General features: G+C 35.3%; 3 protein-coding genes. All 3 read left to right on the top strand.

Annotated elements, in window-relative coordinates; genetic code table 11:
• The coding region (gene dapA / locus COZ07_RS01195; protein WP_406606775.1) for a 4-hydroxy-tetrahydrodipicolinate synthase at positions 1-639 on the top strand (639 nt) is incomplete at its 5' end.
• A gap of 4 nt (positions 640-643) precedes the next feature.
• Positions 644-1,444, top strand: a complete 801-nt coding sequence (dapB, locus tag COZ07_RS01200) for a 4-hydroxy-tetrahydrodipicolinate reductase (RefSeq protein WP_406606776.1) — start codon at positions 644-646, stop codon at positions 1,442-1,444.
• 292 nt (positions 1,445-1,736) lie between these two features.
• Positions 1,737-2,502 (top strand): diaminopimelate epimerase (gene dapF / locus COZ07_RS01205; RefSeq protein ID WP_406606777.1); only part of this gene is annotated, 766 nt, incomplete at its 3' end.

Consider the following 2,502-nt stretch of genomic DNA (forward strand, 5'->3'; position numbering starts at 1 on the left):
CAAGAAGCATTAGACTTAACTTCTTACGCTAAAGAAGCAGGAGCAGATGCTGCCCTCATCATCACACCTTTTTATAACAAACCAACTCAAAAGGGACTATATTTACATTTTAAAAAGATAGCTGAAGAAGTGGATCTACCAATTATAATCTACAATGTCCCCTCTCGTACTGGAGTAAATATGTTACCGGAAACTTTAGCGGAATTAGCTGAATTAAAAAATATAATAGGAGTAAAAGAAGCTAGTGGAAATTTGGATCAGATGACTGAGATAGTTGAATTATGCGGAGACAAAATTACCCTTCTTTCTGGGGATGATAAATTATTACTCCCGGTTTTATCTATTGGAGGTAAAGGGGTAATTTCAGTTGTAGCTAACATCATCCCCTATGAGGTTTCTAATATGATCAAAGAATTTGAAAATGGAAATTATCAGGAAGCTAAAGAAATTTTCCTGTCTAAAGTTTATCCCTTAAGTAATGCTATGTTTTACGAAACTAACCCTATTCCAGTAAAAACCAGTGCTCAATTGATGGGACTACCTTCTGGTGGTTTACGTTTACCTATGTCTCCTATGAGTGAAAATAATCTATTAAAATTAAAAGCAGATTTAATTAAATTTGGTTTACTGGAGGGATAAGATTATGATTAAAGTGATAGTATGCGGCGGTGGTGGAAAGATGGGTTCAAAAGTTGCTCAATTAATTTACCAGAATAAGGATATGAAGTTAGTAGGGATAATTGAATCCCCTATGCATCCTAATATCGGAAAAGATTGGGGAATAACCGTTGGCCTGGGGAAAACAGAAATAATTATTGGAGATAATTTAGAAAAAATTATTCAGGACACTGCTCAGGTAGTTGAATTCACTAACCCTAAGGTATCTCTTCAACATTTAGAAACTGTCTCTAAATATAAAAAAGCAATGATTATGGGAACTACTGGATTCTCCTCGGAAGAAATTAAAAAAATTAATAAATTAGCTAAAAATATCCCATTTCTCCTCTCCCCAAATATGTCCTTAGGAGTAAATTTACTCTTCAAACTGGTTACCGAAACTGCTGCAGCCTTGGATGATAATTACGATATAGAAATTATTGAAACCCATCACCGTTTTAAAAAAGATTCCCCCAGTGGCACAGCTAAAAAATTAGCTCAAGAAATTGCTAAAGTAAGAAATGTAAATTTAGATCAAGTGACCATCTATGGCAGAGAAGGAATGATTGGAGAAAGGAAAAGAGGAGAGATTGGCATTCATTCTGTTAGAGGCGGCGATATTGCCGGAGAACATACCGTCATCTTCACTTCCTTAGGAGAAAGATTAGAACTTACTCATAAAGCCCATAGTCGGGATACCTTTGCCTATGGCACCATCCAGGCTATAAAATTTATGGAAGGTAAACCTGCGGGTTTTTATGAAATGAAAGATGTATTGAATATCTGAGATAGAAGTCAGAAGCCAGAATTCGGGTGTAGGGGCAGACCTTGTGTCTGCCCGTGACGAGACAAACAAATGTGTAATGAGTAATTTGTAGGGGTTTGATTTATCAAACCCGCATATTTCTAAATGTCATTGCGAGAAGCGAAGCGACGAAGCAATCTCTATTTCAAATATCGAGTTGAATAAATTCGACCCCTACACCAAACAATACTAAAAAGTTTAGAATTTTGAATTATGGTTTTTCGCTTTAAGCTTTAAGTTTAAAAACACTAAAAAACAAGGGGAAAATATCATTATGAAAATAAATTTCATAAAAATGCAGGGATTAGGGAATGATTTTATTTTAATAGACTGCTTAAGTAAACCATTGGGCGATTCATCATTCCTTTCTTGTCTGGCAAAAAGACTTTGTAACCGCAACTTTGGAATTGGGGCAGATGGTTTAATTCTTATCCTTCCCTCTTCTAAGGCTGATCTACGAATGAGAATTATTAATTTTGACGGTAGCGAAGCAGAGATGTGTGGAAATGGCATCAGGTGTTTTGCTAAATATGTTTATGAAAATAAAATAGTTACTAAAAGTAAATTTACAGTAGAAACCTTAGCCGGCATAATAATTCCTGAATTAATAATTGTAAATAAAAAAGTCTCCGGAATTAAGGTAGATATGGGTATTCCTAAATTGAGAAGAAGAGAAATACCTATGATAGGAGAAGATTCTCCTACAGTTATAGATGAAACATTAAAGGTAAATCCTGAGCAGATTTTTAAAATTACCTGTGTTTCTATGGGCAACCCTCATTGTATAATCTTTACTGATGATGTAAAATCTATAGCAGTAAGTGAAATTGGACCGCAAATTGAAAATCATTCCCTTTTCCCCCAAAAAACCAATGTAGAATTTATCCAAGTTTTAAATAGGAAAGAAGTAAACTTCAGAGTATGGGAAAGAGGAGTAGGAGAAACTTTGGCCTGTGGAACGGGAGCTTGTGCTTCTTTAGTGGCAAGTATCCTAAACAAAAAGACTGATCGGCAAACCTTAATTCATTTGCCAGGGGGGG

Source organism: Candidatus Infernicultor aquiphilus (genome assembly GCF_002784285.1).
GTDB lineage: Bacteria > Atribacterota > Phoenicimicrobiia > Phoenicimicrobiales > Phoenicimicrobiaceae > Infernicultor > Infernicultor aquiphilus.

Excerpts from the sequence above, each read along its gene's own strand:
- dapB (WP_406606776.1), top strand. The coding sequence starts at position 644 with ATGATTAAAGTGATAGTATGCGGCGGTGGTGGAAAGATGGGTTCAAAA.